Genomic DNA, 20,356 nt, shown 5'->3' with positions numbered 1-20,356 from the left:
TCGTTATAATTCATACTGTTAAAGATCAACACTGATATGCTGTTCTTTAATATTATGACGTTTCGCATATCCGGTAAGGATTAAAGTCAGAGCGCCATCGCCTGTTACGTTACATGCAGTTCCGAAACTGTCCTGCAAAGCAAAGATAGTCAGCATCAGAGCAGTGCCGGAATCTCCGAATTTCAGAATGCCGGTAATGATTCCCAGAGACGCCATAACGGTTCCGCCAGGTACACCGGGAGCTCCGATGGCAAAAATACCAAGCAGAACACAGAAAAGAACAATAGTTCCCGGTGCAGGTACTGCGCCATAAAGGATTTTAGAAATCGTCATACAGAAGAAGACTTCTGTGAGAACAGATCCACAGAGATGAATGTTGGCAAATAACGGAATACCAAAATCAACCATGTCTTTTCTTAAAGGTTTTGCTTTACGCGCACACTGGAGAGCAACTGCAAGTGTGGCAGCAGAGGACATGGTTCCTACGGCGGTAAGATATGCCGGTCCATAGTGCTTTACGACTTCCATAGGATTTTCTTTGGAGTAAATGCCTGCAAGTACATACAGAAGAGCCATCCAGATAAAATGCCCTATCAAAACAATTACGATTACCTTAAGAAAGACAGGAAGCTGTCTGGTAATAGTTCCTTCATATGCGAGAGAGCAGAAAGTCAGTCCGATAAAGTAAGGAAGAATCGGTATGATAATTCTGGCTACAATAGAAAGCACGATTTTCTGAAACTCATCCAGAAAGGATGAAACCAGGCTGGCTTTTGTCCAGGTAGCTGCAAGTCCAAGCATAACCGATAATACAAGTGCACTCATAACAGGCATGATCTGCGGAATAGAAAGTTCAAAGATCACGTCAGGCAGAGTCTTCAGGTGATCAGCAGTGGAACTGATGGATAAGTGTGGAATCAGCACATATCCGGACAGCGCAGAGAATAAAGCGGCTCCCAGTGAGGAAGCATAAGCAATACAGACTGCAACTCCTAACATTCTGGAAGCATTGTTTCCAAGTTTGGTGATGGATGGCGCGATAAATCCTATAATGATTAGTGGAACACAGAAATTGATCAGCTGACCAAAGATATATTTCAGCGTCACAACCAGATTCAATATGGCAGTTGTGATGGCGGATTCATCTGAGATATTCAGCAGGAGTCCGATACAAATGCCGAGAGCCACGCCGACAAGTAATTTGAACGGCAGGCTGTGTAGAAATTTGCTTTTTTTCATGATATTTCCCCCTTTTCCGTCAATTATAATATATTTTTGAAAAAATCACAATGAAAAACAGAAAGAGGGGATTGAGACAGGAGAGACTATGTACAAGAAAATTTATCAGATATTGGAAGAAACAGGAAAAGTTAAAACAGCGATGTTTTTGAATGGCAGCCATAAAGGAGAGAAATGCCTGATAAAAGAAGGAAGTTGCGTAGCCTTTGACAGTAAGGCAGAAGATTTCTGGAAAGAATATGAGGCAGAGCTGGCTGCGTGTCAGGATACAAAAGTCGTTCATATCAAAGAGAATGATTTTTTTGTAGAAATTTATGTAAAAAATCCTCAGCTTATTATTCTTGGTGGAGGACATGTGTCTCAGCCTGTGGCAAAAATCGGAAAAATGCTGGGATTTCATGTGACAGTTATGGACGATAGAAAAGATTTTGTGACTCCGGAGAGATTTCCGGATGCAGACCGTCTGATAACGGGAAGTTATGACGAGATTCCCGATAAAATTCCGGAATATGAAAATGCTTACTATGTGATAGTAACAAGAGGCCATCTGGGAGACAGTGCCAGCGCAAGGCAGATTTTAAGACGTCCATATACCTATCTGGGCATGATCGGAAGCAGAAATAAAGTAAAACTGACTATGGAAAAACTGCTTGGAGAGGGCTTTAGCAAAGAACAGCTCAATACGATCCATGCACCGATCGGACTTCCAATCGGAGGGCACATGCCGGCAGAAATTGCGGTAAGTATCACTGCTGAGATCGTACAGGAAAAAAATAAATACAATGTTTCCTATATTGATGAAACAGTAGAAAAAGCTGTCCGGGAAAAGGAAAGCGGAGTTATGATCACGATCATTTCCAAGAGTGGCTCTTCACCAAGAGGAACAGGAAGTAAAATGTTCCTGGACAAAGAAGGCAGATTGCATGGAAGCATTGGCGGAGGAAATGTGGAATTTCAGGCTCTTAAATATGCACCGGAAGCGAAGCACGGAGAAATCAGAAAGTATAATCTGTCCAATCAGGGCGGTGCAAACCTGGGAATGATCTGCGGGGGAGAAGTGGAAGTCCTTTTTGAGGTATGTGAACAGTAACCAGTAACGTTTAACTTGCATATTGCGTGAGAATCGTGTATATTAATACTCAAAGGTTATTGCCCGCATGTGAGCGGACAAAGAAAACACGAAAGGATAGCAGTCGTGTTTGATAAAGGAGGATTCTACTTATGAAAAAATCACTTTGGCTGGTTCTGGTACTGGGACTTGCATTTGCCGTTCAGGGATGCGGATTTGACCCTACTATTGATTCCAGTGTTATGATCGTTAAAGTAACACCAACACCGGAGGTAACACCTACTCCTGAAGTAGCGGAAGCGACACCGACACCGGAGGCAACACCTACTCCTTCAGCAGAGCAGACAGCCAGTGGTGTGAAGGTAGAAGTAAAGACCGGTACATATTATGCATCTGCAGAACTGAACCTTCGTTCTGACGCAAGCGCGGATGCAGAATTGATTGCAAGCGTGGCATCCGGAACTCAGCTGAACAGTACAGGTGTATGTGAGAATGGCTGGATCCGTGTGGACTACAACGGACAGACATGCTATGCCAGCGGAGATTTTGTGACAACGACAGCTCCTGCAGCAGATGCGGCAGCCGCAACAGCAGATACAGGTGCAGCTGAAGATACATCTTACGATGATACTTCCTATGATGAAAGTGCAGAATACTAGGGAGTTTAACCAAATCAAGTAAGTCCCCTGCTTCAATTGCGAAGAGCAATAAGCAGTGGGTGGGGACTTGCTTGTATCAGAAGGGGTACAAGCCCCTTCTGATAAACTGCGAAGCAGTTATTTGGTTATGAGCAAGTAGCGAAAGCGGATTGCGAATATCCGATTGACTAACTATCCATGAATTAGAGATATTAGATTTATTGTGTGAATAAAAAAATAAATGCAGAAGCGGTGAGTGATAATAACTCGATAGCTTCTGCATTTTGTTTTAGTCAAATATAAGTAAGCTATTGCATCAATTACGAATATCCGCCTGATATTGAGACATACAACGCAAAGAGTATGGCTGAGAGACAGTCACTTGGTAACTTATATGTTCTTACTTACTGTGGATAAACAAGTCTGTCAGGTTTGATGTCATAGAGAACTTCATCCAGGAATTTCTTGGCCAGATATTTGGCCATTGGCAGATTCATATCCAGATAGTTTCCGCAGTCTTTGGCAGATGCTCCCGGGACGTCGCCCTCGAAATCACGGATAAACTCAAAAGTTTCGATCATAAGCGGAACGATATCCTTTGATTCATAATCTCCGGCTAAAAGAAGATAGTTTCCGGTACGGCATCCCATTGGTCCCCAGTAGATCATTTTAGGACCGAATTCCTTATGATTTCTGAGAAAAGTAGCTGCCAGATGCTCAATTGTGTGAAGCTCTGCAGTGTTCATGACCGGCTCTTCATTCGGAGAGGTCATACGGATATCAAACGTGGTGATCACACTGTTTCCAACCGGATCCTTGCGGGAAACATAGACACCCGGCTGAAGTTTGATATGGTCAATGGTAAAACTTGTAATTTTTTCCATTTCGGATTCCTCACTTTCAAATAAGAATAATTACTCGTGCTTTTAGCAGATGAATATATATGGTATCAGGACCCAAAATTCAAAAGCTTTATTGTATAGGTCTGAACAGCTTTTTTGACCCGGATATCATTATATATTACTGTATTTCAGGTATATTTTAACAGGCAAATGTCAGAAAGTAAACCAGACAATCTGAACATTTTGTGAAAAGAGTTGTTTTTTTTTCAGGATAGGTTATAATCAGATAAGATTGTGTTTTGAGGATGGTAATAAATGATATAAAAGCCTTGAAACGGAATAATTTTGGAGGTAGAGAATAATGAAGAGAAAATTACTGGCAGCACTTTGCGTTACAGCCATGTCAGCAAGTTTACTGGCAGGATGTGGCAGCGGCGATAAAACAGAGGAACCAACAAAGACAGAAGAAACAACAAAGGAAGAAACTTCCAATCAGACAGAAACCAAGACAGATTCCACTTCTTCTGACAGTGAAGATACAGTAAGTGAAGAAGAGGCAGAGAAGGCAGGATTTACTGACGGATCTGATGAAGAAGACAGCGAATCTTCGGATATAGATAACACTGATAGTGATACAGAAGATGGGAAAGACAGCAACACAGGTGTACTTCTGGATACTTCCAAAGAACTTACAGGAACTCATCATGCAGAAATCGAAGTAAAAGATTATGGCACGATTGATGTGGAACTGGATGCAGATACAGCGCCGATTACTGTAACAAATTTTGTGAAGCTTGCACAGGAAGGTTTCTATGACGGACTGACATTCCACCGCATCATGGATGGATTTATGATCCAGGGCGGCGATCCGAATGGAGATGGAACAGGCGGATCTGACGAGAACATTAAGGGTGAGTTCAGCAACAATGGAGTAGATAACGATATTTCTCATACAAGAGGAACTATTTCCATGGCGAGAGCAAGTGATCCGGACAGTGGAAGCTCACAGTTCTTTATCGTTCAGACAGACAGCACATTCCTGGACGGTGATTATGCAGGATTTGGACATGTAACAGAAGGAATGGACATTGTAGATAAGATCTGCGAGGACGCTAAACCAACAGACAACAACGGAACGATTCCGGCAGATGAACAGCCGGTGATTGAGACAATCAAAATCACAGACTAAACAGAATGAATTCTCAATTCTCTGGTCAGATAAGAAAAATCGGAGAAAGAACAGATTAAAAAAATACTTAGATTACAAAAGACACTGGAAAAGATTTTTACGATATTCTTTTCCGGTGTCTTTTTGTGCTGTCAATTTTTTATGATAAGTACAGGGATCGGAGGATTATTTGGCCGGTTATAATATTCACTTTTTATTACCAGATATTTATGCGGATCCAATTCTTTCAGCCAGGAAAGAATCTGATTTCGTTCATCAAAGCCAGAATCACCGCCGCTGTAAATACAAAGAGAGATCATGCCTCCCTTTTTCAGCAGAGATAAAGCCTGTGTTAAAGCCTGAATACTGGTCTCGCCTCTGGTCGCGAGGGAATGATCGCCGCCCGGAAGATAGCCGAAATTGAAAACAATGCAGCTTATACTATCTGCCTCGGCATACTTAGACATATTTGCATGGGATTCCAAAAGAAGGGTGTAATTTTGAGGAGCATGCTCAGCGACCAGCTTTTCTCTGGTGGCAGCCAGTGCCTGTTTCTGGATATCGAAAGCCAGCACTTTCCCTGTCGTTTTGCATAATTGAGATAATAAAAGTGTATCGTTGCCATTTCCCATAGTGGCGTCTATACAGAAATCGCCCTCAGTTACCTGCTGTCTGATAAAATTAGCACACCACTGTGTAATCTGATAGTTTTTCATATGTACCTCCATGAAATGTAACAAATAAATTAATTGTTGGATGAAAGCAATTCTAATAATTGTTTTCGTTTTGTGCGGGTATCGCCTCCGATATGAAGTTTGGAATAAATCTGATTGATATATTGTTTCACACTGCCTTCAGAAAGAAAAAGTTTTTCTCCGATTTCACGATTACTTAAGCGCTGCTGCAACAACATGACGATTTCGTGTTCACGGTCCGTCAGCGAAGAGAGCATCATGGGACGTGGAACGGCATTGTGATGTCCGAGTAATGCGTTATAGCGTTGCTCGAAAGTGTAGTGCAGTTTTATATCAGTGCAAAGAAAAAGCTGCTGTGCCAGGAAAACGCAGCATAAAGCCATGTTCTCCTGCCCGTTTCTTTCAATCTGTGAATAGGCTGTTTCCAGTGCAATGAGTGTATCAGAGAACTGTCCCTGCATCAAAGCTGCTTCAGCCCACATGATCTTTTCAGCTCCCTGCCCGTGTCCGTCTGTGATCGTATAATAGTGGGGCATACATTCATCCATTTCAGGTTTCGTACCGATCTGATGGAGCCGTCCGCTCAGACAGATGATCTCGGAGGCAGATAAAATTAGAAACACGATCATCGCTTAACAGATGAAAATCATCAATAAAAATATAGAAGGATTTTTTGACATTCAGTTCATGACAAAGATCATCTGCTGAAAGGCTGCCTCCGGCAGCGTCGGATGGGCAAGGATATTCGCGAAGAAAGCGAAAGCCCTCACGGGTAAATGCGTCCTGAACGCTTTTCCAGAATATAGCAAGATTGTCAGAGTAGACGTTAATACGGATGACACATAGTTCTTCTCTCTTTGTGCGTTCTGCAAGATACCAGTTTATGGCTGTTGTTTTACCGTATCCCATAGGGGCGATTACTGTTGTCAGTGTGCAGTGGGAAATTGGTTTCAGACTTTCGTGTAATCGTTCGGATATGTAAATAGTATTTAAATTCGGTTTTTGTTTCGGCATGATAAAAATTCCTTTCGTAAATTTTATTATAATTTACATGGAAAGATTAAACAAGCGCTTATCTAAATTTATTCTGGATTACCTGTGGCAAAAGTTACTGGGCACGGAGTGAACAGTAACCAGGAAAGATTGTTTTGCAAAGAAAACAAATCCTGTATTGCATTTTTGATAACAATTAGTCTATAATAAGGAGAATTGTGTTAGAAAACAGAAATAATTACTGAATGTAGGAAAACAACAGTCAGTAATGATCCGGAGAAAGAGGGAGAGAGAAAATGACACTGGAAGGAAAAACAGTATTATTAGGAGTGACGGGCAGCATTGCTGCATATAAGATTGCATATCTTGCAAGCACCTTAAAGAAACGCCGCGCAGATGTTCATGTACTTATGACAAAAAATGCGACGAACTTTATCAATCCGATCACTTTTGAGACTCTCACAGGCAATAAATGCCTGGTAGATACCTTTGACCGGAATTTCCAGTTCCAGGTAGAGCATGTATCTATCGCAAAGAAAGCAGATGTCGTAATGATCGCACCGGCAAGCGCCAATGTGATTGGCAAACTGGCTCATGGAATTGCAGATGATATGCTTACTACCACGATCATGGCATGCAAATGCAAGAAATTCATTTCCCCTGCCATGAATACAAATATGTTTGAGAATCCTGTAGTTCAGGATAACCTTAAGATTCTGGAGCATTATGGTTATGAAGTGATTACTCCTGCAAGCGGTTATCTGGCGTGTGGTGACACAGGTGCGGGCAAGATGCCGGAGCCTGAGACATTACTTGCATATATTGAGAGAGAAGCCGCCTGTGAAAAAGATCTGAAAGGAAAGAAAATCCTTGTAACTGCAGGTCCTACGCAGGAATCAATCGATCCTGTGCGATATATTACGAATCATTCTTCCGGAAAAATGGGCTATGCTATTGCAAAAGCTGCGATGCTTCGCGGAGCAGATGTCACGCTTGTCAGCGGACGTACTGCAATCGAACCTCCGATGTTTGTAAAAGTAGTGCCTGTTGTGACTGCAAAGGATATGTATGAAGCAGTGACTTCTGTCAGCGATGAGCAGGATATCATCATCAAGGCGGCAGCAGTTGCAGATTACCGTCCGGCGAAAGTCAGTGACGAGAAGGTCAAGAAGAGTGACGGACAGATGTCCATAGAATTAGAGAGAACAGATGATATCCTGAAGTTTCTGGGAGAACACAAACGTGACGGACAGTTCCTTTGCGGTTTCTCTATGGAGACGCAGAATGTGATCGGTAATTCCAGAGCCAAGCTCACAAAGAAGAACCTGGATATGGTAGCTGCCAACAATGTAAAAGTAGAAGGCGCCGGATTTCAGGGAGATACGAATGTGCTGACTCTGATTACACAGGATGAGGAAGTATCACTCCCACTTATGAGTAAGGAGGACGCAGCCCTTAAAATCCTGGATAAAATTCTTACGCTGACCTCATTTTAGGCAGGAAGCAGTAAGAAAGCAGATGGTAGCAGTGATTTTCCGATTTTGCTTTTATGAGGCAAATGCAGGAGAGGATTTTGCCAGTCTGCAAAAAATAACTTTATATCAGAAAAGCAGAAATCCCGTCAGGGAAAATACCAATCTGCTTTCCATCACCGTATTGTATCCGGAAACGGAACGGTAACAAGGAGGAAAAAATGAAAACAAAGAAATTCACAACGACACAGCTCACTATGCTAGGCTTAATGGCAGCAGTACTTCTGCTGATGGCCTACACACCACTGGGATACTTAAACATCGGACCACTGGCGATTTCGTTTAACGTGATCCCTGTTGCAATCAGTGCAGTCGTGCTCGGACCGACAGGCGGAGCAATCGCAGGTGCGATCTTCGGACTGACAAGTTTTGGACAGTGTATCGGACTTGGCGGTACAAGTGCAATGGGAGCTATGTTATTTAGCATCAATCCGGTTCTGGCATTTATCCAGAGATTTGTGCCACGTCTTCTTGACGGAATCTGCCTTGGCTATATTTACAAGGCTATGCGTAAGAAGACAAATGTATATGTATCATGCGCAGTGACTGGATTCTTTTCCGCATTCCTCAATACCTTATTCTTTATGACTGCTCTGGTAGGTCTGTTTGGAAATACAGAGTATGTACAGGGACTGATGGGTGGAAGAAATATCATCATCGGATGTTGTATGATGGTTGGAATCAATGCAGTATGTGAAATGGTGTCCTCAACAGTGATCACAGGAGCTGTAGGAGCTGCCCTTTCAAAAGCACACCTGATTCCGGCGCAGAAAGCAGCAGACAGTGAAAACGGAAAAGTAGCATTAGAAAGATAATTGGAGATAAATAAGTATGATTTTAGCAATTGACATCGGAAATACAAATATTGTAGTTGGATGCATTGATGATAAAAAGACATATTTTATAGAGCGACTTTCAACCAATCGTACGAAGACAGAACTGGAATATGCGGTAGATCTTAAGAATGTTCTTGATATTTATCATATCAGGAAAACAGATATTGAAGGCTGCATCATTTCTTCGGTAGTGCCACAGATTACAAATATTGCGAAGTTGGCTGCGGAGAAGATACTTAAGAAAGATGCGATCGTTCTTGGACCTGGTGTAAAGACAGGATTGAATATCATGATGGATAATCCGGGACAGCTTGGTGCAGACCAGGTGGCAGATGCAGTGGCAGGAATTGCTAATTACCCGGTGCCTTTGATCCTCATTGATATGGGAACTGCAACTACAGCTTCCGTTGTTAATAGCAGAAAGCAGTATGTAGGTGGAATGATCCTTCCTGGAGTGGGAGTTTCACTGGATGCCCTTACCGCAAGAGCTTCTCAGCTCAGCGGAATCAGCATTGATGCCCCGCGACATGTAATCGGAAAAAATACGATCGAATGTATGAAGAGCGGAGTTCTCTACAGCAATGCAGCCGCTCTTGACGGAATCATTGACAGAATCGAAGAAGAACTTGGCGAGAAAACCACAGTAGTAGCAACAGGTGGTCTGGCAAAGAAAATCATTCCTCACTGTAAGAGAAAAATCATTCTGGATGAAGAACTTCTGCTGAAAGGACTTCTGATCATTTACGAAAAAAATAAATAATTCTCCGGGAATATAAAAATAGTTCATCAGATAATTAATGCTGATGAACTATTTTTTTGCCCACAGAATGGTTTTAGTTTGACCAAAAGGCAGAAACGAAATCAGCCGGAACAGGTGCTGTGAAAAGCATCGCTTTTTTAGTGACTGGATGAGTAAATTCCAGCTGATAGGAGTGAAGCGGCTGCCGTTTTATCCAACGATAATCCGGATTATACAAAAAATCTCCGGGAAGAGGATGACCGATATATTTCATATGCACCCGGATCTGATGCGTGCGCCCTGTCTCCAGATGAAGTTCTGCAAGAGAATAGTCTTTGCCAACTGCCAGACGTTCATAATGTGTAACAGCAGATTCTCCATTCTGAAAATTTACTTCACGTGTGATAACCGATCCATCCATTCGTGCAATAGGGGCATCGACATTGCCTGATTCTGGAAGCACTCCGTCTACGAGCGCCAGATACGTTCTGCAGATCTGACGATTTCTCATCTGCACAGACAGAATAGCGGCACTCAGAGGGTTCTTTGCAAGAATCAAAGCACCGGTTGTATCACGGTCAAGCCGATTAATACATCGGTAAACAAAATCTTCTCCTTTTTCATAAAAATACCAGGCAATCCCATTAGCCAACGTATTTTCATAATTTCCGGCAGAAGGATGTACCGGCATATCAGCAGGTTTATTTATCACAAGAATATCTTCATCTTCATAAAGAATCTTTAATTCCATCTTCGTCCTGATAATATTCTCTCCTGATTCCGTCTCAGGCACAGTGATTACCAGATGATCCTGCGGCTTCAACACAGACCGCCCGAAACCACGTTCGCCGTTTAGGATGATCGTATCAGAAGCATTCTTCATAGAACTTAATATATGCCGGGAAAATCCCTCTCTTTTAAGAAAGTCCAGAATCGTAACCGGACTTGTATTTTCAGAAATAATATATTCAATAACTCTTTGCATGACTGGTGTATTTTATTTACCTTTCTGAATCTATAACTTATATGTGGCTCTAATGTATCAGATTTTACAGCCCATAACAAGAAAAACAACAGAATTTTATACAAAAATATGAGAAAAAACACAGCCCACTCTCTTGCATCACAAAAAATTAAGCGTATAATCAGAAAAAGAAACTAGAGCGTGTTTGAAAAATCATTCCCGCAATCTGCACGCACATCTTGCAGAAAGCCTTTTTCAAATACACTCTAAAATGGGTGGGGAAAGATGAAAGAAAATACAAAAGAACAGCAACACATTTTTACGAATCAAATGCTTCGAAGTCTGCTGATACCAGTCATCTTTGAACAGGTGTTAAACTCCTTAATGGGAACCGTTGACACCATGATGGTCAGCAATGTAGGCTCCGCAGCAATATCCGCCGTATCATTGGTAGATTCCATCAATGTACTGGTAATCCAGGCATTCTCAGCACTGGCAGCAGGCGGAGCAATCATCTGTTCACAATATATAGGACAGAAAAATCACGAAATGGCAAACAAATCCGCCAGACAGGTACTATTCATCATCACAGCCATATCTGTAGCGGTAACTACACTATGCCTGATATTCCGAATACCTCTTTTACAATTCATATTCGGAAAAGTAGAAGCAGACGTTATGACAGCATCCAGAACATACTTCTTCTATACAGCGCTATCCTTCCCGTTTATTGCGCTCTATGATGCCGGTGCCTCTATATTCCGTTCACAGGGAAACACCAGAGGCCCGATGACTGTCTCCGTCATATCAAACGTAATCAACATCGGTGGAAACGCAGTCCTGATCTGGGTATTCCATATGGGCGTAGCCGGTGCCGCCATTGCAACCTTAGCCTCCAGAATCTTCTGCGCAGTAGTTGTACTCTGGCAGCTCAGACTTGACAGACAGCCAATCGTAGTAAAAAACTATTACCAGATCCGTCCCGACGGAAAAATGATCGGCAGAATCCTCTCACTGGGAATCCCATCCGGTGTAGAAAACAGCATGTTCCAGCTCGGAAAACTGTCAATCCAATCCTCAGTATCCACCCTGGGAACCGTAGCCATCGCAGCCCAGGCAATGACAAACATCCTCGAAAACCTAAACGGAATCGCAGCCATCGGCGTAGGAATCGGTCTGATGACCGTAGTAGGCCAATGCCTCGGAGCCGGTAGAAAAGACGAAGCCATTTACTACATAAAAAAACTCAGTATCATTGCGGAAATCATCATCATCGCAAGCTGCCTCCTGGTATTCGCCCTGACCATTCCGATAACAAAACTAGGTGGAATGGAATCCCAAAGCGCTCAGATGTGCTTCCACATGGTAACCTGGATCACAATCATCAAACCAATCGTATGGGTAATGGCCTTCGTCCCTGCCTACGGCCTCAGAGCCGCCGGTGACGTAAAATTCTCCATGCTCACCTCCTGCATCACCATGTGGGCCTTCCGATTCTGCCTCTGCGTATATCTCATCCGCTTCAGAGGCTTCGGCCCAATGGCCGTATGGATTGGAATGTTCACCGACTGGACTGTCCGCGGAATCGTATTCTCCCTCCGCTTCCACAGCCGCAAATGGCTAAACCACAAAGTAGTATAAACTACCTGCTGGCCGTAAGGAATATTACCCATAAAATAAATACATTACAATAGACGATTTGCTCATTTCCAATCACCAGCTCAGAAAAAGTTCTTGTGTGGGGTGCATTTGCAGGAGTCTTAGATATTCTTAGCTCTCAAAAATCTGCGTTATGAGAAGAAAAGTCGTCTGTCTGAGCGCCAGCGAGTAATCCAGACTTTTCTTCTCATGCCTTTAGCAGATTTCTGAGAGCTTAGAATATCTTAGTCTCCGAAACCGCACCCCACACAAGAACTTTTTCTGAGCGTCCCTTAATGGGTATCCTTTAATCCTTTAATGCCCGTCAAATACATTGACTTTTCCCCCTCAAAATTATATAATGATTGTCGAAAAATAACCCCAGAAAAGCACCACAGGAAGTCAGGTGAAATCCCTGCGCAAGTCCGTTACTGTAACAGCCAGATACTGTCTGCTTTTTCAGTTGAAATACAATCTGCGGCAACCAGAGAATATTTTCTAGGAACTTTCAGGAGGGATTTTGTTGCACACAAAAATCCCTCCTTTTATGTAACTATAATAAATCAGCAAAATAATGCAGTATTTTATTGAACTGTTATATCTCATACGCCGGCAGCAAAAGACAAAGGAGCACCCATGAAAAACGGACTGGAAGACTACTACGTAATCCGCGGAAACAAAAAAATGAGATTCGGCTACACAACAGGTTCCTGCGCAGCAGCAGCCTGCAAAGGCGCCACAGAAATACTCCTTGGAGGCAAATTACAGGAAACCGTTACACTGATGACTCCCAAAGGAATTCTGCTCACACTGGAACTGAAAGACATTCAGATAGAAACAGATAAAGTAACCTGCGCAATCCGGAAAGATGCCGGAGATGACCCAGACACCACAAACGGAATACTGGTCTATGCGACCGTAGAGAAAACAAAAGAGCAGGGAATTACTCTTGACGGCGGAATTGGTGTCGGAAGAGTAACAAAAGCCGGACTTTCCCAGAAAATCGGAGAAGCCGCAATCAATCCGGTACCAAAATCCATGATCCTCCGGGCAGCCACAGAAATAGCAGAAAAATATGACTACGAGGGTGGCCTAAAGATTATCATTTCTGTTCCGGAAGGTGTGGAAATCGGAAAGAAAACGTTCAATCCCAGACTGGGAATCGTCGGGGGAATCTCAATTCTTGGAACATCCGGTATCGTAGAGCCTATGAGCGAGGCAGCCCTTGTCCAGAGCATCCGGGTGGAAATGAAACAGCACTTTTCCCAGGGAGAAGAATATCTTCTGGTAACACCGGGAAATTACGGTGCAGATTATCTGAGAGAACACATGGATCTCCCATATGAGAAGAACATCAAGTGTAGCAACTATGTAGGAGAAACGATAGATATGGCAATCGACATGGGCGTGAAAGGAATCCTTTTCATTGCGCATATCGGGAAGTTTGTAAAAGTAGCAGCTGGAATTATGAATACACATTCACACAGCGCAGATGCAAGAATGGAAGTTCTGGCGTCTAATGCAATCCGCGCAGGAGCACCACTGGAATGTGCAAAAGAGATTCTGAACGCATCTACCACAGATGAGGCACTGGATATTTTGAACAGATACCAGATGACACAGGGAACGATGAAAGAGGTTCTGGACAGAATCCAGTTTTATCTGAATCACAGATCCTATGAACAGATTCTGCTTGGAGCAGTAGTTTTTTCTAACACCTGCGGATATCTGGGACAGACGGCAGATGCTGCCAAACTGATTGAACAGATTAATATACAGAATGAGAAAATCAAAGATAAATAGATAATCAATCAGGTAAGCAAAAAATATGGAGAAATAGATAATCATAGCTGTTTAACTAAGTTATGATTTATAATTATAAAAATGACAGTTATTGTCTGATACATAATATAGAACAAAAACGATAGATAAAAGGAGGATATAAAACATGGTACATTTCGTAGGAGCAGGCCCGGGAGCACCGGATTTAATTACAGTAAGAGGAAAACAGTATCTGGAAGAAGCAGATGTGGTGATCTATGCAGGATCACTGGTAAATCCACAGCTTCTTGAATATACAAAGGACATCTGCACGATCCATAACAGTGCCAAGATGACACTGGAAGAGGTCATTCATGTAATTGAGAAAGCAGAAGCAGAAGGAAAGATAACCGTCCGTCTCCACACAGGCGACCCTTGTATTTACGGCGCGATCCGTGAGCAGATGGATATTCTGGATGAGAAGAATATCGCGTATGATTACTGCCCGGGTGTCAGTGCATTCTGTGGTGCGGCAAGCGCCCTGAATCTGGAATATACACTTCCGGATATTTCCCAGAGCGTAATCATCACCCGTATGGAAGGCAGAACTCCGGTTCCGTCCAAAGAGAGCATTCAATCATTCGCAGCTCATCAGGCAACAATGGTTGTATTCTTAAGTACAGGAATGCTGGAAGAACTGAGCAGACGTCTGATTGAAGGCGGTTATACAGCAGATACACCGGCAGCTATCGTATACAAAGCCACCTGGCCGGATCAGAAGACTTTTGTCTGCACAGTAGGAACGCTGGCAAAAACAGCAGCAGATAACAATATCACAAAAACCGCATTGATGATCATTGGTGACAGTGTGGCAGCAGCACATTACGATCGTTCCAAACTGTACGATCCGGGATTTACGACAGAGTTCCGCGAGGCTACAAAATGAGAAAAGAACCTTCGATAGGAGGATAAAATGAAGATTGCAATGATCTGTTTCAGCCTGACCGGACAGGAAACAGGTGAGAAATTATGCAGGGGACTGAAATCTGCCGGCATAACGGCAACCCTTGACAAAAAAAGTAAATACCTGCCGGACTCCATACAGATCAGTACTTCTGCATGGGCAGGGGAGAAATTTCCTGATTCAGATGCGTTGATTTTCATTGGCGCAAGTGGAATTGCAGTCCGCAGTATTGCTTCTTATGTAGTGTCAAAGAAATCAGATCCGGCGGTGCTTGTGGTGGATGAATGCGGGAAGTTCGTGATTTCACTGCTGTCAGGGCATTTGGGCGGCGCTAATGAACTGGCGCTGAAAACGGCAGAAATATTAAACGCAGTACCGGTGGTAACGACCGCCACGGACCTGCATCATCGCTTTGCGGTAGATGTCTTTGCAAAGAAAAATGATTGTAGCATTTTCAATATGAAAGCGGCAAAAGAAGTTTCAGCAGCGCTTCTGGCAGGAAAAAAAGTGGGATTTTACAGTGAATTTCCTGTAGATGGCAGACTGCCGGAAGGACTGATTATGTGTGACGAACGGGGAATCCCGGTTAGAAATATGGAAGGCATGCAGTCAGATACTACGGAATCACCAGAAAGCAAAAAAATGATATCTGAAAATGCAGAATCAATTGTTGGAAAGTTGGATGATTCAGGGATAGACTGTGGAGCCGCTGTCACAGTACATACATCCTGCCAGCCTTTTGCATCTACGACACAGATCGTTCCCGGGAATCTGACACTGGGAATGGGATGCCGTAAGGGCAAAGATGCCGAAGGAATCGCAGAGGCGGCACAGAAAGTGCTCGATACAGGCGAATTTTTTAAAGAAGCATTTGAACAGATCGCCAGCATTGACCTGAAGAAAGAAGAACAGGGAATCAAAACGTTGTCAAAAGACTGGCAGATTCCTTTTGTCACTTATACAGAAGATGAATTAAAACAGGTGCCGGGAGAATTTACGCCCTCACCGTTTGTAAAGAAAATCACAGGTGTAGATAATGTCTGTGAGAGAAGTGCAGTTTTTGCCAGCGGTAATGGCAGACTGATTCACAAGAAAAAAGGAGAAAACGGTGTGACCACAGCAGTGGCAGCCAGAGAATGGAGGATACATTTTGAGTAAAATATATGTAATCGGAATCGGACCGGGAGCTTATGACCAGATGACAGGAAAGGCAATCCGCGCAATGAATGAAAGTGATGCGATCATCGGATACACTGTATATGTTGATCTGGTAAAGGAATACTTCCCTGGAAAAGAATTTATGACTACACCAATGAAGAAAGAGGTTGACCGCTGCGTTCTTGCTTTTGAAGAAGCGAAGAAAGGCAAGACGGTTTCTATGATCTGCAGCGGTGATGCCGGAGTTTATGGTATGGCAGGACTGATGTATGAGGTCGGCGTTAATTATCCGGAAACAGAACTGGAGATTATTCCGGGTGTGACAGCAGCTACAGGCGGAGCGGCAGTTCTTGGTGCACCTCTGATCCATGATTTCTGTCTTATCAGCTTAAGCGACCTTCTTACTCCATGGGAAAAGATCGAAGCAAGACTTCTGGCTGCAGCTCAGGCAGATTTTGTCGTATGTCTTTATAATCCATCCAGTAAGAAACGCCATGATTATCTGCAGAAAGCATGCGACCTGATGATGAAATATAAGTCACCGGATACGATCTGTGGAACTGTTTCTAATATCGCAAGAGAAGGCGAAACAGCCAATGTAATGACATTAAAAGAACTGAGAGATACACAGGTAGATATGTTTACAACTGTATTTATCGGAAATTCGCAGACAAAGGAAATCAACCATAAGATGGTTACACCAAGGGGATATAAGAATGTATAAAGTCCTTGTTTTTGCAGGAACAACAGAAGGATATGAGGTCTGCCGTTTTCTGGCAGCACATCAGGTACAGACGATGGGATTTGTCGCGACAGAATACGGCAGCAAATCTCTTATGGAAAATGAATATCTCACTGTGCAGACAGGAAGACTGGATGAAACTGCCATGGAGCAGATTTTTGCCAGAGAGGAGCCGGAGATGGTGCTGGATGCGACGCACCCTTATGCAGCTGAGGTTACCATAAATATCCGGACAGCCTGTGAGAAAACACAGACACTTTACTATAGAGTTCTGCGGGAAATGGGCGGACATGAAGAGAAAGCTGTCTATGTGGAGAGTGTGCAGGCGGCAGCTGAGTACCTGGACCGGACACAGGGAAATGTATTGCTGACAACAGGAAGTAAGGAACTGGCTGGTTTTACGGGAATGAAAGATTATAAGGAACGTCTCTATGCCAGAGTCCTTTCCCTGCCGAACGTCATGCAGGCATGTGCCGGACTGGGCTTTGAGGGAAAACATCTGATCGGAATGCAGGGACCTTTTTCCAGAGAATTAAATGCAGCGATGTTAAGACAGTACCATTGTAAATATCTGGTGACAAAGGATACCGGAAAAGCGGGCGGTTTTCAGGATAAGATAGATGCGGCGCTGGAATGTGACGCGATTCCTGTGATCATCGGGCGCCCGTTGAAAGAAGATGGAATGTCTGTAAAAGAATGCAAGAGATTCCTTATGGAACATTTCAGCCTGACGCATCAGCCGCATATTACGCTTCTTGGAATTGGCATGGGAAGTTCTCAGACGTTGACAGTACAGGGAAAGAACAGTCTGGATCAGGCAGATCTTCTGATCGGAGCGAAAAGAATGGTGGATTCTGTGAAGCGTCCGGGACAGGACGTATTCGTGGAGTACAGAAGCCAGGAGATTAAAGACTATATCGGGAAACACCCTGAGTATGATAACATTGTGATTGTTCTTTCCGGGGATGTAGGATTCTACAGTGGAGCAAAAAAACTGCTGGATGTTATGGCAGAATCAAAGATAGAAGTTCAGTGTGGAATTTCTTCTGTAGTATATTTTATGTCAAAGATTGGCTTATCCTGGGATGATGCGAAGATTGTCAGTGCTCATGGAAGAGGCTGTAATCTCATATCGCATATCCGCCATGAGAAAAAGGTATTTGCGATTCTTGGAACTTCAGACGGAGTGGCGGTTCTTGCCAGAAAGCTGACAGGATATGACATGGGAGATGTTCTTCTTTATGTGGGAGAAAATCTTTCTTATGATAATGAGAAGATTTTTGTAAAACCGGCCAGTGAACTGACAGAGTATGTGGGTGATCCGCTCTCAGTGGTCTGTGCGGTCAACGAGAATGCGATAACACGACCGGAGACTCATGGAATAAAAGATGAAGAATTTATCAGGGGCAAAGCGCCTATGACGAAGGAGGAAGTGCGTACTGTATCACTTTCAAAGCTTTGTCTGGCACAGGATTCCATCTGCTATGATGTCGGAGCGGGAACAGGTTCTTTATCTATAGAGATGGCACTTCGCGCTCATCAGGGTAAAGTCTGGGCGATAGAGAAGAAAGAGGATGCAGTGGAACTGATTCGTCTGAACAAGGCGAAATTTGTAGCGGATAATCTGGAGATCGTCGAAGGACTTGCACCGGAGGCACTGACAGAACTTCCGGTACCTACACATGCGTTTATTGGAGGCTCCTCCGGAAATCTGAAAGAAATCGTGAAGCTTCTGATCGAAAAGAACCCCCAGGTTCGTATTGTGATCAATTGCATTACTCTGGAGACAGTGTCTGAAGCACTTGAGACAGCGAAAGAATTTGGATTTGAGGAGAATGAGATTGTTCAGCTTGGTGCGGCACGTTCAAAGGCGATTGGACGTTACCATATGATGATGGGCGAAAATCCAATTTATATTATTACATTGCAGAAGAAATAGAGGAGAAACAGGATGAAAATTCCAAGAATACTTCTGGCAGCAGGAGCCAGTGGCAGTGGAAAGACACTGATTACCTGCGGACTTTTGCAGGCGCTGGTAAACAGAAAAATGAAGGTGGCATCTTTTAAGTGTGGACCGGACTACATAGATCCTATGTTTCATTCCAGAGTCATCGGAACGAAATCAAGAAATCTTGATACTTTTTTTACAGATTCTGATGTTACCAGATATCTTCTTGGGCGAAATGCTGCGGACTGCGATATCGCAGTGATGGAAGGTGTCATGGGATTTTATGATGGAGTGGGAGGTATTTCCACGAAAGCAAGTGCCTATGATCTGGCAGATACGACAGATACACCTGTGATTCTTATTGTGAACAGCAGGGGAATGAGTATTTCTCTGGCTGCTTATATTAAAGGCTTTATGGAATATAAAGAGAACAGCCATATCAAAGGTGTGATTTTTAATCAGATGTCTCCGATGCTTTATCCAAGGATGAAGAAGTTGGCAGAAGAACAGTTGGGTGTGGAAGTTCTTGGCTATGTACCGAAAGTAGAGGACTGCGTGATTGAGAGCCGTCATCTGGGATTGGTACTTCCGGAAGAGATCAAAGATCTGAAAGGTCGTCTGAAGAAACTGGCAGGCGTGCTGGAAGAGACATTGGAAATAGACAGAATCCTTGCGCTTGCAGAAAAAGCACCGGATCTGAATGTGCCGGAATCTCTGGATCAGAAAAATCCTGCCTTTGATTTTCATTTGCCACAGAAACTGAAGATTGGAGTAGCCAGGGATGAAGCATTCTGTTTCTTCTATGAAGATAACTTCCGGCTATTGCAGGAAATGGGAGCAGAGCTAGTTTATTTTTCACCGGTTCATGATGCACATCTGCCGTCAGATTTAGATGGGCTGCTGCTTTATGGAGGCTATCCGGAATTAAACGGAGAGGCATTGGAACAAAATGAATCCATGAAAGAGGAGATTGTTCGGGCGATTAAACAAGGGATGCCTTGCATGGCAGAGTGTGGCGGCTTTATGTATCTTCATGAACAGATGGAGGATATGGAAGGAATCAGCCGTAAAACCTGTGGAGTGATTCCGGGAAAGTGTTACAGAACTCCGAAACTGACGAGGTTTGGGTATATCACACTGAATGCCAGACAACCGGTATTTGGACAGGCGGCAGAAGAAATAGGGGAGATTCCGGCTCATGAGTTTCACTATTTTGATTCTGAGAACTGTGGTACAGATTTTCATGCGTCAAAACCTCTCAGTAAACGAGGATGGGACTGTGTACACAGTGAGGAAAATCTTCTGGCAGGATATCCGCATCTGTACTATTATGGCAATCCGAACATTCCCAGAGCGTTTCTGTTAAAGTGTCTGGAATATCATACAGCACAACATTATGTCTGATTGAGATAAAGTATGTAACAAGGAGT

20 protein-coding genes are annotated in these 20,356 nt (G+C 43.4%); 14 read left to right on the top strand and 6 right to left on the bottom strand.

The genetic code is table 11. The annotated features are described in order from the left end of the window. Positions 1–18: 18 nt before the first annotated feature. Positions 19–1,239 (bottom strand): dicarboxylate/amino acid:cation symporter, encoded by a 1,221-nt coding sequence (locus tag WKT11_RS05850; protein WP_118247435.1) that lies wholly within the window; start codon positions 1,237–1,239, stop codon positions 19–21. A gap of 88 nt (positions 1,240–1,327) precedes the next feature. On the opposite strand from WKT11_RS05850, the gene WKT11_RS05845 reads away from it, so the two are divergent. Together WKT11_RS05845 and WKT11_RS05840 are read left to right on the top strand one after the other, a co-directional pair. After that, positions 1,328–2,329 carry an XdhC family protein gene (locus tag WKT11_RS05845; protein ID WP_117674692.1) on the top strand — a complete coding sequence of 334 codons (1,002 nt, stop codon included), beginning with the start codon at positions 1,328–1,330 and terminating at the stop codon, positions 2,327–2,329. A gap of 131 nt (positions 2,330–2,460) precedes the next feature. Further along, on the top strand, positions 2,461–2,967 hold the full coding sequence (locus tag WKT11_RS05840) for an SH3 domain-containing protein (protein WP_117674693.1): 507 nt from the start codon (positions 2,461–2,463) through the stop codon (positions 2,965–2,967). A 383-nt stretch (positions 2,968–3,350) separates the two neighbouring features. On the opposite strand, the gene WKT11_RS05835 is transcribed toward WKT11_RS05840, so the two are convergent. Next, complete coding sequence (locus WKT11_RS05835; protein ID WP_118247433.1) at positions 3,351–3,830, bottom strand: S-ribosylhomocysteine lyase; 480 nt, start codon at positions 3,828–3,830, stop codon at positions 3,351–3,353. 319 nt (positions 3,831–4,149) lie between these two features. Between WKT11_RS05835 and WKT11_RS05830 the strand changes: the two genes are divergently transcribed. Beyond that, the gene (locus tag WKT11_RS05830; RefSeq protein WP_182437087.1) at positions 4,150–4,977 is read left to right on the top strand and encodes a peptidylprolyl isomerase; all 828 of its coding nucleotides are present in this window, start codon (positions 4,150–4,152) and stop codon (positions 4,975–4,977) included. A gap of 131 nt (positions 4,978–5,108) precedes the next feature. Here WKT11_RS05830 and WKT11_RS05825 read toward each other — a convergent pair whose 3' ends face one another. Genes WKT11_RS05825 through WKT11_RS05815 form a run of 3 tightly spaced genes read right to left on the bottom strand, consistent with a single transcriptional unit; the run spans position 5,109 to position 6,665 of the window. Then, the gene (locus tag WKT11_RS05825) at positions 5,109–5,672 is read right to left on the bottom strand and encodes a tRNA (mnm(5)s(2)U34)-methyltransferase (protein ID WP_118247432.1); all 564 of its coding nucleotides are present in this window, start codon (positions 5,670–5,672) and stop codon (positions 5,109–5,111) included. Positions 5,673–5,701: 29 nt separating this feature from the next. Continuing rightward, the gene (locus tag WKT11_RS05820; protein ID WP_340283163.1) at positions 5,702–6,199 is read right to left on the bottom strand and encodes a response regulator transcription factor; all 498 of its coding nucleotides are present in this window, start codon (positions 6,197–6,199) and stop codon (positions 5,702–5,704) included. Position 6,200: 1 nt separating this feature from the next. Next, positions 6,201–6,665: an AAA family ATPase gene (locus tag WKT11_RS05815; protein ID WP_243098446.1), complete on the bottom strand. Its 465-nt coding sequence runs from the start codon at positions 6,663–6,665 to the stop codon at positions 6,201–6,203. A gap of 275 nt (positions 6,666–6,940) precedes the next feature. Between WKT11_RS05815 and coaBC the strand changes: the two genes are divergently transcribed. Genes coaBC through WKT11_RS05795 form a run of 4 tightly spaced genes read left to right on the top strand, consistent with a single transcriptional unit; the run spans position 6,941 to position 9,772 of the window. Beyond that, on the top strand, positions 6,941–8,140 hold the full coding sequence (gene coaBC / locus WKT11_RS05810; RefSeq protein WP_118247431.1) for a bifunctional phosphopantothenoylcysteine decarboxylase/phosphopantothenate--cysteine ligase CoaBC: 1,200 nt from the start codon (positions 6,941–6,943) through the stop codon (positions 8,138–8,140). A 22-nt stretch (positions 8,141–8,162) separates the two neighbouring features. Beyond that, positions 8,163–8,324, top strand: coding sequence for a hypothetical protein (locus tag WKT11_RS05805; protein WP_178761995.1), 162 nt, complete (start codon positions 8,163–8,165; stop codon positions 8,322–8,324). Positions 8,325–8,337: 13 nt separating this feature from the next. Next, complete coding sequence (locus tag WKT11_RS05800; protein ID WP_117674697.1) at positions 8,338–8,991, top strand: ECF transporter S component; 654 nt, start codon at positions 8,338–8,340, stop codon at positions 8,989–8,991. 16 nt (positions 8,992–9,007) lie between these two features. Then, entirely contained in the window at positions 9,008–9,772 is a 765-nt protein-coding gene (locus tag WKT11_RS05795; RefSeq protein WP_117674698.1) for a type III pantothenate kinase, read from the top strand. Between the two features lie 73 nt (positions 9,773–9,845). On the opposite strand, the gene WKT11_RS05790 is transcribed toward WKT11_RS05795, so the two are convergent. Then, complete coding sequence (locus WKT11_RS05790) at positions 9,846–10,736, bottom strand: RluA family pseudouridine synthase (protein ID WP_118247430.1); 891 nt, start codon at positions 10,734–10,736, stop codon at positions 9,846–9,848. 264 nt (positions 10,737–11,000) lie between these two features. Between WKT11_RS05790 and WKT11_RS05785 the strand changes: the two genes are divergently transcribed. From WKT11_RS05785 to WKT11_RS05755, 7 genes are all read left to right on the top strand, one after another. Continuing rightward, positions 11,001–12,356, top strand: coding sequence for an MATE family efflux transporter (locus WKT11_RS05785; RefSeq protein ID WP_340283155.1), 1,356 nt, complete (start codon positions 11,001–11,003; stop codon positions 12,354–12,356). A gap of 633 nt (positions 12,357–12,989) precedes the next feature. After that, positions 12,990–14,156 (top strand): cobalt-precorrin-5B (C(1))-methyltransferase CbiD, encoded by a 1,167-nt coding sequence (gene cbiD / locus WKT11_RS05780; RefSeq protein WP_118247428.1) that lies wholly within the window; start codon positions 12,990–12,992, stop codon positions 14,154–14,156. Positions 14,157–14,301: 145 nt separating this feature from the next. Continuing rightward, complete coding sequence (gene cobM, locus WKT11_RS05775; protein ID WP_118247427.1) at positions 14,302–15,060, top strand: precorrin-4 C(11)-methyltransferase; 759 nt, start codon at positions 14,302–14,304, stop codon at positions 15,058–15,060. 27 nt (positions 15,061–15,087) lie between these two features. Beyond that, positions 15,088–16,236, top strand: coding sequence for a cobalt-precorrin 5A hydrolase (locus tag WKT11_RS05770; RefSeq protein ID WP_118247426.1), 1,149 nt, complete (start codon positions 15,088–15,090; stop codon positions 16,234–16,236). Beyond that, positions 16,229–16,960 carry a precorrin-3B C(17)-methyltransferase gene (cobJ, locus tag WKT11_RS05765; protein ID WP_117674704.1) on the top strand — a complete coding sequence of 244 codons (732 nt, stop codon included), beginning with the start codon at positions 16,229–16,231 and terminating at the stop codon, positions 16,958–16,960. Before WKT11_RS05770 ends, cobJ begins: the two co-directional genes overlap by 8 nt. After that, positions 16,953–18,917 (top strand): precorrin-6A reductase, encoded by a 1,965-nt coding sequence (cobK, locus tag WKT11_RS05760; protein WP_118247425.1) that lies wholly within the window; start codon positions 16,953–16,955, stop codon positions 18,915–18,917. The genes cobJ and cobK overlap by 8 nt, the downstream gene beginning before the upstream one ends. Before the next feature lie 12 nt (positions 18,918–18,929). After that, positions 18,930–20,330 (top strand): cobyrinate a,c-diamide synthase, encoded by a 1,401-nt coding sequence (locus WKT11_RS05755; protein ID WP_118247424.1) that lies wholly within the window; start codon positions 18,930–18,932, stop codon positions 20,328–20,330. Positions 20,331–20,356: the final 26 nt, after the last annotated feature.

Source organism: Blautia sp. HCN-1074 (assembly GCF_037890165.1).
Lineage (GTDB): Bacteria > Bacillota > Clostridia > Lachnospirales > Lachnospiraceae > Blautia_A.
This window is presented reverse-complemented; position numbering and strand designations above follow the sequence as displayed.

Coding starts and splice junctions, on each gene's coding strand:
- cbiD (WP_118247428.1), top strand. CDS start 12,990: ATGAAAAACGGACTGGAAGACTACTACGTAATCCGCGGAAACAAAAAA.
- WKT11_RS05795 (WP_117674698.1), top strand. CDS start 9,008: ATGATTTTAGCAATTGACATCGGAAATACAAATATTGTAGTTGGATGC.
- WKT11_RS05840 (WP_117674693.1), top strand. CDS start 2,461: ATGAAAAAATCACTTTGGCTGGTTCTGGTACTGGGACTTGCATTTGCC.
- WKT11_RS05770 (WP_118247426.1), top strand. CDS start 15,088: ATGAAGATTGCAATGATCTGTTTCAGCCTGACCGGACAGGAAACAGGT.
- WKT11_RS05820 (WP_340283163.1), bottom strand. CDS start 6,199: ATGGATGAATGTATGCCCCACTATTATACGATCACAGACGGACACGGG.
- coaBC (WP_118247431.1), top strand. CDS start 6,941: ATGACACTGGAAGGAAAAACAGTATTATTAGGAGTGACGGGCAGCATT.
- WKT11_RS05790 (WP_118247430.1), bottom strand. CDS start 10,736: ATGCAAAGAGTTATTGAATATATTATTTCTGAAAATACAAGTCCGGTT.
- WKT11_RS05825 (WP_118247432.1), bottom strand. CDS start 5,672: ATGAAAAACTATCAGATTACACAGTGGTGTGCTAATTTTATCAGACAG.
- WKT11_RS05785 (WP_340283155.1), top strand. CDS start 11,001: ATGAAAGAAAATACAAAAGAACAGCAACACATTTTTACGAATCAAATG.
- WKT11_RS05815 (WP_243098446.1), bottom strand. CDS start 6,665: ATGCCGAAACAAAAACCGAATTTAAATACTATTTACATATCCGAACGA.
- WKT11_RS05845 (WP_117674692.1), top strand. CDS start 1,328: ATGTACAAGAAAATTTATCAGATATTGGAAGAAACAGGAAAAGTTAAA.
- cobM (WP_118247427.1), top strand. CDS start 14,302: ATGGTACATTTCGTAGGAGCAGGCCCGGGAGCACCGGATTTAATTACA.
- WKT11_RS05805 (WP_178761995.1), top strand. CDS start 8,163: ATGGTAGCAGTGATTTTCCGATTTTGCTTTTATGAGGCAAATGCAGGA.
- WKT11_RS05835 (WP_118247433.1), bottom strand. CDS start 3,830: ATGGAAAAAATTACAAGTTTTACCATTGACCATATCAAACTTCAGCCG.
- WKT11_RS05830 (WP_182437087.1), top strand. CDS start 4,150: ATGAAGAGAAAATTACTGGCAGCACTTTGCGTTACAGCCATGTCAGCA.
- WKT11_RS05850 (WP_118247435.1), bottom strand. CDS start 1,239: ATGAAAAAAAGCAAATTTCTACACAGCCTGCCGTTCAAATTACTTGTC.
- cobK (WP_118247425.1), top strand. CDS start 16,953: ATGTATAAAGTCCTTGTTTTTGCAGGAACAACAGAAGGATATGAGGTC.
- WKT11_RS05755 (WP_118247424.1), top strand. CDS start 18,930: ATGAAAATTCCAAGAATACTTCTGGCAGCAGGAGCCAGTGGCAGTGGA.
- WKT11_RS05800 (WP_117674697.1), top strand. CDS start 8,338: ATGAAAACAAAGAAATTCACAACGACACAGCTCACTATGCTAGGCTTA.